The sequence below is a fragment of the Geobacillus sp. WSUCF1 genome (assembly GCF_000422025.1).
Classification (GTDB): Bacteria; Bacillota; Bacilli; order Bacillales; family Anoxybacillaceae; genus Geobacillus; species Geobacillus zalihae.
This window is the reverse complement of the sequence record NZ_ATCO01000035.1, coordinates 25,874-32,278: the sequence shown is the minus strand read 5'-3', so window position 1 is coordinate 32,278 and position 6,405 is coordinate 25,874. Positions and strand designations below refer to the sequence as shown.

At 53.3% G+C, this 6,405-nt stretch carries 7 protein-coding genes, 1 pseudogene and 1 other annotated feature (1 of these 9 running past the window's edge); all 8 genes and pseudogenes read left to right on the top strand.

Annotation, left to right across the window (positions count from 1 at the left end):
* Nucleotides 1–168 precede the first annotated feature (168 nt).
* Entirely contained in the window at nt 169–393 is a 225-nt protein-coding gene (locus I656_RS11535; RefSeq protein WP_020754265.1) for a response regulator transcription factor, read from the top strand.
* A 209-nt stretch (nt 394–602) separates the two neighbouring features.
* Nucleotides 603–1,046 carry a MarR family winged helix-turn-helix transcriptional regulator gene (locus I656_RS11540; protein ID WP_015375537.1) on the top strand — a complete coding sequence of 148 codons (444 nt, stop codon included), beginning with the start codon at nt 603–605 and terminating at the stop codon, nt 1,044–1,046.
* A gap of 9 nt (nt 1,047–1,055) precedes the next feature.
* Nucleotides 1,056–1,850 (top strand): glutamate racemase, encoded by a 795-nt coding sequence (racE, locus tag I656_RS11545; RefSeq protein ID WP_011232143.1) that lies wholly within the window; start codon nt 1,056–1,058, stop codon nt 1,848–1,850.
* 104 nt (nt 1,851–1,954) lie between these two features.
* Nucleotides 1,955–3,028, top strand: coding sequence for a GerMN domain-containing protein (locus I656_RS11550; RefSeq protein WP_015375536.1), 1,074 nt, complete (start codon nt 1,955–1,957; stop codon nt 3,026–3,028).
* Between the two features lie 151 nt (nt 3,029–3,179).
* Nucleotides 3,180–3,920, top strand: a pseudogene (rph, locus tag I656_RS19005) (ribonuclease PH); the annotation flags it as partial.
* A gap of 27 nt (nt 3,921–3,947) precedes the next feature.
* Nucleotides 3,948–4,562: an XTP/dITP diphosphatase gene (locus I656_RS19000; protein ID WP_015375534.1), complete on the top strand. Its 615-nt coding sequence runs from the start codon at nt 3,948–3,950 to the stop codon at nt 4,560–4,562.
* Complete coding sequence (locus I656_RS11560; protein WP_033004987.1) at nt 4,559–5,065, top strand: metallophosphoesterase family protein; 507 nt, start codon at nt 4,559–4,561, stop codon at nt 5,063–5,065. Before I656_RS19000 ends, I656_RS11560 begins: the two co-directional genes overlap by 4 nt.
* 284 nt (nt 5,066–5,349) lie before the next feature.
* A complete protein-coding gene (gene ilvE, locus I656_RS11565) occupies nt 5,350–6,249 on the top strand; it encodes a branched-chain-amino-acid transaminase (RefSeq protein WP_011232138.1) in 900 nt (299 codons plus the stop codon).
* Nucleotides 6,250–6,271: 22 nt separating this feature from the next.
* Nucleotides 6,272–6,405: a binding site (T-box leader), on the top strand; it runs 133 nt beyond the window's last position.

The window sequence follows — 6,405 nt, the reverse complement described above, 5'->3', positions numbered from 1 at the left end:
ATGTTTGTCTTTAAAAGTCATTTGGTGATGAACCGAAAAAAAAAAGACCCATTTTTCTATTAGATAAGCAAATTTTCGTCACCGCCGCTCTTGCTCTCACATACGATATGGCGAGGAAATACCCATCCGGCAGTTCGGGCCCATTGAGAGCAAGGAGGGTTACAACCGTTGAAGGACAAATCATTTCAATCGAAGCCGCTTTTGACAAAAAGAGAAAAAGAAGTCTTCGAATTGCTCGTGCAAGACAAGACGACGAAAGAGATCGCCCAAGAGCTGTTTATCAGCGAGAAAACGGTCCGCAACCATATTTCGAATGCGATGCAAAAGCTTGGGGTCAAGGGGCGCTCGCAAGCTGTCATTGAATTGCTTCGAATGGGCGAACTTGAACTATAAACGATGCCGGCTTTCCTTGTTGGACAGCCGGCTGTTATGTTCCCTTGCGGCCGGACGAGGCTTGGCGCCCGTCCGGCCTTCGTCCGCGGCGGCCGCCGCATTTTTTTTGTTGATTATCTTTGCCGGTGTTGTAAAATGAAAAGTAAGAATAGCTGTCGACGCAAGCCGCCGTTTGAGGCTGGCCGCGGAAACGATCAAGGAGAGATGGTATGCCGTCTGCGATGAATGAACAAACGGTCGCCGAGTTGGAAAAATTGCTTCGCTATATCGCCGCCAATTTGAAACAGCGCGGCCGTGAAATTTTAACCAACTATCCGATCACCCCACCGCAATTTGTCGCCCTGCAGTGGCTGCTTGAAGAAGGGGACTTGACGGTCGGCGAGTTATCGAACAAAATGTATTTGGCGTGCAGCACGACGACCGACTTGGTCGACCGTATGGAGCGGAACGGACTTGTCGCCAGAGTCCGCGATGAACACGACCGCCGCGTCGTCCGCATTCACTTGTTGGAAAAAGGCGAGCGCATCATTGAGGAAGTGATTGAAAAACGCCAGAGAGATTTAGCTAAAGTGTTGGAAAATTTTTCTGAAGAGGAAATCGTTCTCTTTGAGCGTTGTTTGCGCAAATTGCATCAAGAAATGACGAAAGAATGAGGCGATCACTTGGAAAGAGCAATTGGTGTCATTGACTCAGGAGTCGGCGGTTTGACCGTCGCCAAAGAAATTATGAGGCAGCTGCCGAAAGAACAAATTATTTACTTAGGCGACACCGCCCGTTGCCCGTACGGGCCGCGGCCGGTGGAAGAAGTCCGTCGATTTACGTGGCAAATGATTGATTACTTGCGGCAATATCCCTTGAAAATGCTTGTTATCGCCTGCAACACCGCGACGGCGGTCGCGCTTGACGACGTGCGGGCGAAGCTTGACATTCCTGTGCTTGGCGTTATTCATCCCGGCGCTCGCGCGGCCCTGAAAGCGACTAGGCGCGGGCACATCGGCGTCATCGGCACGATTGGCACGATCCGAAGCCGGGCGTATGAAAAGGCGCTTCAATCCATCAATCCGCGCGTCCAAGTCGAGAGCTTGGCCTGTCCGAAATTCGTTCCGCTTGTGGAAAGCGGCGACTTTGAAGGGCAGGAGGCGATGGCGATCGTCGCCGAATCGCTCGCTCCGCTCCGTCCGCTGCCGATCGATGTGCTGATTTTAGGCTGCACGCATTATCCGTTGCTCGCGCCGCTCATTCGCACGTATATGGGCAAACGCGTGAAGCTCATTTGCTCGGGCGGTGAGACGGCTCGTGAAGTGAGCGCGATTTTGCACCACAGCCAGCTCCTTTACACCGGCGAGCGCGAACCGGAGCATTTGTTTTTCACGACCGGGCCGAAAGAGCTGTTTGAAAAGATTTCCGGGAAGTGGTTTGGCAAGCCGATCGGCACGGTCGAAGCGATTCGGCTGTAACCAACCAATCCTTTAGCGTCCATGCGCTAAAGGATTTTTTTATTCTATTTTGGAAAACGGCTCGTATACATAGTAGTACAAACTACGAGTAGGAGGGAACGTCAATGAAACGGACGACTCAAATATGGGCGGCGCCGCTGCTCGCCTCGCTGTTGTTGCTTGGCGGCTGCGGTTTGTTTGGGCGAGATGAGGCGGTGAAGGAGATCGATCCGCCGCAAGAGACGAGTTATGTCAAAGACGGCCAAGCGCTTCAGGAAGCGACGGAAAGCCAAAAGGAAGGGAAAGAGAAAGCGAAGGCCACCGAGACGGTGAAAAGAGAGCTGTACTTGATTGACAAAAACGGCTTTGTCGTGCCGCAAACAGTGGAATTGCCGAAAACGCAGGCCGTGGCGAAACAAGTACTCGAATATTTGGTTGAAGACGGACCCGTGTCAGAAATGTTACCGAACGGCTTCCGCGCGGTCATTCCGGCCGGAACGACGGTGCTTGGCACAAAATTGGAAAAAGACGGAACGTTGATCGCTGACTTTTCGCCGGAATTTAAAAACTATAAGCCGGAGGACGAAAAACGAATTTTGCAGTCCATTACGTGGACATTGACGCAATTTGACAATATCAAGCGCGTCAAAATCCGCATCAACGGCTACGATCAAAACGTGATGCCGGTCAATAAAACGCCGATCCAAGATGGGGTAAGCCGCGCCGATGGCATCAATATGGAAGCGAACGGCGTGCCAGACATTACGAATACGCATCCGGTCACCGTTTATTTTGTCGCCCAACAAGGGAACAGCACATACTATGTGCCGGTGACACGGCGTGTGTCCAATAAGGAGAAAGATGATATTGCCGCGGCCGTCAACGAACTGATTCAAGGACCAGAGCAAGGGAGCGGGCTTGTCGGCGTCTTTCAGCCGGACGCGAAGCTTGTCGATGCCCCGAAATACGAGGATGGCAAAGTGACGCTCAACTTTAACGAAGGCATTTATGGAAGCAACAAGAAAAATGTCATTTCCGACGTCGTGTTGAATTCTCTCGTTTTGTCGCTCACGGAGCAAAAAGGAGTCGAAAGCGTGGCGATCACCGTCAATGGCAAAGCCAATCTTGTCACGGAAGATGGCAAGCCGCTCACCAAACCGGTCGCTCGGCCGCAAAACGTCAATACCGGGACATTTTAACCGGTTGGTGCTGACTGGCTGGAAACGAATAGGACGTTATGGTATAACAAAGAGGTGGAAACGTATTCTGCCTCTTTCTTTTTTTCGCTAGGCGGAAAGAAATGCGGCGTCTGGCATTCCGTTGAAGATGGAGAAAAGGAGGACTCAGTTGATGAGAGCGGACGGACGAAGCAGTTGCGAGCTGCGCCCTGTACATATACACCCGCATTACATGAAGCACGCTGAAGGGTCGGTGCTCATTGAAATCGGCGACACGAAAGTCATTTGCACGGCGACGGTCGAAGAGAAAGTGCCGTCGTTTATGCGCGGCGGCGGCAAAGGATGGATTACGGCCGAATATGGGATGCTGCCGCGGGCGACAGAGCAGCGGAATGTGAGGGAAGCGAGCAAAGGAAAAGTGTCGGGGCGGACGATGGAAATTCAGCGCTTAATCGGCCGCGCGCTTCGCTCGGTTGTTGATCTTGAACAGCTTGGCGAGCGGACCATTTGGATCGATTGCGACGTCATTCAGGCGGATGGCGGAACGCGGACGGCGTCGATCACTGGTGCGTATGTGGCGCTTGTGTTGGCGCTTGCCAGACTGGTGGAAGAAGGGAAGCTCGAGGCGCTTCCGATCCGCGATTTTCTCGCCGCTACCTCGGTCGGCATCGATCCGGAGCATGGGGTGATTCTTGATTTAGATTACAACGAGGATGCGCGGGCGAAAGTGGATATGAACGTCGTCATGACCGGAGCCGGTCAATTTGTTGAGATTCAAGGAACCGGAGAGGAAGCAGTTTTTTCGCGCGCCGAGCTTGATGAATTGCTTGAAGCGGCGCAAATCGGCATCGAGCAGCTCATCGCCGTTCAGCGCCGCGCATTGGGCGAGTGGGCGGCGCGCATCGGCGAAAAAAAAAGAAGCGGCAGAGGAGGACACAGAGTGAAGGAGATCGTCATCGCGACCAAAAACGCTGGCAAAGTGCGCGAGTTCGCCGCTTTGTTTGCCAAGCGGGGCGTCGAAGTGAAATCGTTGCTTGACTTTCCGGACGCTCCGGATGTCGCAGAAACGGGAAGCACGTTTGCGGACAATGCCGTGCTCAAAGCAGAAGCGGCGTCGCGGCGTCTAAAGCGGCCGGTGATCGCCGATGATTCCGGGCTCGTGGTCGATGCGCTCGGCGGCCGGCCGGGCGTTCATTCGGCCCGTTATGCCGGGGAAGATAAAAACGATGCACGCAACATCGCCAAGCTGCTTCGCGAGCTTGACGGGGTGCCGATGGAGCAGCGCACGGCTCGTTTTCATTGCGCGCTCGCCGTCGCGATCCCAGGGCGGCCGACCGCCGTTGTCGAAGCGACATGCGATGGTTATATCGCCGAAGTGCCGCGTGGGGAGGGGGGCTTTGGCTATGATCCAATCTTTTACCTTCCGGAGTGGGGAAAAACGATGGCGGAGCTTGCGCCGGAGGAAAAAAATCAAATCAGTCATCGCGCCAAGGCGCTGACGAAGCTCGATGAGCAGTGGGAGGAGATCGTCGGTGGAAAGGGGCGGACGGAATGAAGGCGGTGATTGTGAGCGACAGCCATGGGCTGACTGCCGAACTTGCTGAAATTGTCAACCGTCATCGCCATGAAGCGGATTTGTTTATCCATTGCGGTGACTCGGAGTTGGAGGTGGGGGCGGACGAGATCGCCCCGTTTGCCGTTGTGCGCGGCAACTGCGATTTCGCCGCGTTTCCTGCTGAGCGCATCGAAGAGGCAGGCGGCGTTCGGTTGTTTGTCACCCACGGCCATTTATACGGGGTGAAAACGTCGCTTTTGCGTTTATCCTATCGCGCGCAAGAAACAGGGGCTCACGTCGTTTGTTTCGGCCACTCGCATTTGGCCGGCGCCGAGCAAATGGATGGGCGGTTGTTCATCAACCCCGGCAGCATTGCTTTGCCGCGCGGAAGAAAAGAAAAAACGTACGCGGTGTTGACCATCGGCGGCGGGCGCGTGCATGTCCAATTTTATGAAGTGAATGGGCAGCCCGTTTCCGGAATGGAACGAACCTTTTCGATCTAAGCGGACAAAACGTCCGCTATTTTTTGTTTTTCGTCTTTGGCAGTTAGAGCGCGTCCGCTTTCTATGAGCCGCCAAGAAAGAAAAAATTTTTGAATCGGCAAAACCTTGATTCTATCATAATGTAAGCGCATTCAAATAGTTTGACCAATCGGAATTTTCGAAAAACGTTATTGACGGCGCAAAGGTTTCGGATTATTATAATTTTCAAATAAGAGAAACGACTCAATACAATGATCAAGCCGTTCAAAGCAACTGCTGACTGATCAAGGAAGAGGGGAACCGAAGTGGGCGAACAATGGATCTTTTTAAACGGAGAATTTGTGACAAAAGAAAACGCCAAAATTTCCGTGTATGACCATGGATTTTTGTATGGCGACGGGGTATTTGAAGGCATTCGTGTCTATAGCGGCAACGTATTCCGCCTCGAAGAACATATAGATCGGCTATACAATTCCGCGAAATCGATTTTGCTCGACATTCCGTACACGAAGGAAGAAATGATTGGCCACGTGCTCGAAACGATCCGCCGCAACGGCTATCAAGATGCGTACATCCGCCTGGTTGTTTCGCGCGGGGTCGGCGATTTAGGACTGGATCCGTACAAATGCAAAACGCCGCAAATCGTGATTATCGTCGAGCCGCTCGCGCTCTTCCCGAAGCATTTATATGAAACCGGCATCGAAGTGGTGACAGTGGCGACGCGCCGCAACCGCTCTGATGTGCTGAGCCCGAAAGTCAAATCGCTCAACTACCTAAACAATGTGCTTGTCAAAATCGAGGCGCATTTGGCGAACGTAAGCGAAGCGCTGATCTTAAACGATCAAGGCTATGTCGCGGAAGGTTCGGGAGACAATGTTTTCATCATCAAAAACGGCGTCATTTACACGCCGCCTGGGTATGTCGGGGCGCTTGAAGGCATTACGCGCCAAGCGATCATCGAAATCGCGGAGGATCTCGGCTATACGGTGAAAGAGGAGCCGTTTACCCGCCATGACGTCTATGTCGCGGATGAAGTGTTTTTGACGGGGACGGCGGCCGAAGTCATTTCGGTCATTAAAGTCGATGGCCGGACGATCGGCGACGGGACGCCGGGACCGCATACCAAGCGGTTGCTTGAAGAATTCCGCCGCCGCGTGGTCGTCGAAGGAGTAAAGGTGTATCCGACGAACGCCAATGTCGGTTGATCGTCCATGACAAGTGGATAGCGAAAAAGCGTTGACGAGGATAAGTAGTCAGCGGGGCCAACATCCACAGAGAGCCGGGGGAGCTGCGAACCGGTGATGTTGCCGCTTGATGAACTCACCTCTGAGCGCCAGCCTGAACGCCGGACGGCTAGTAGG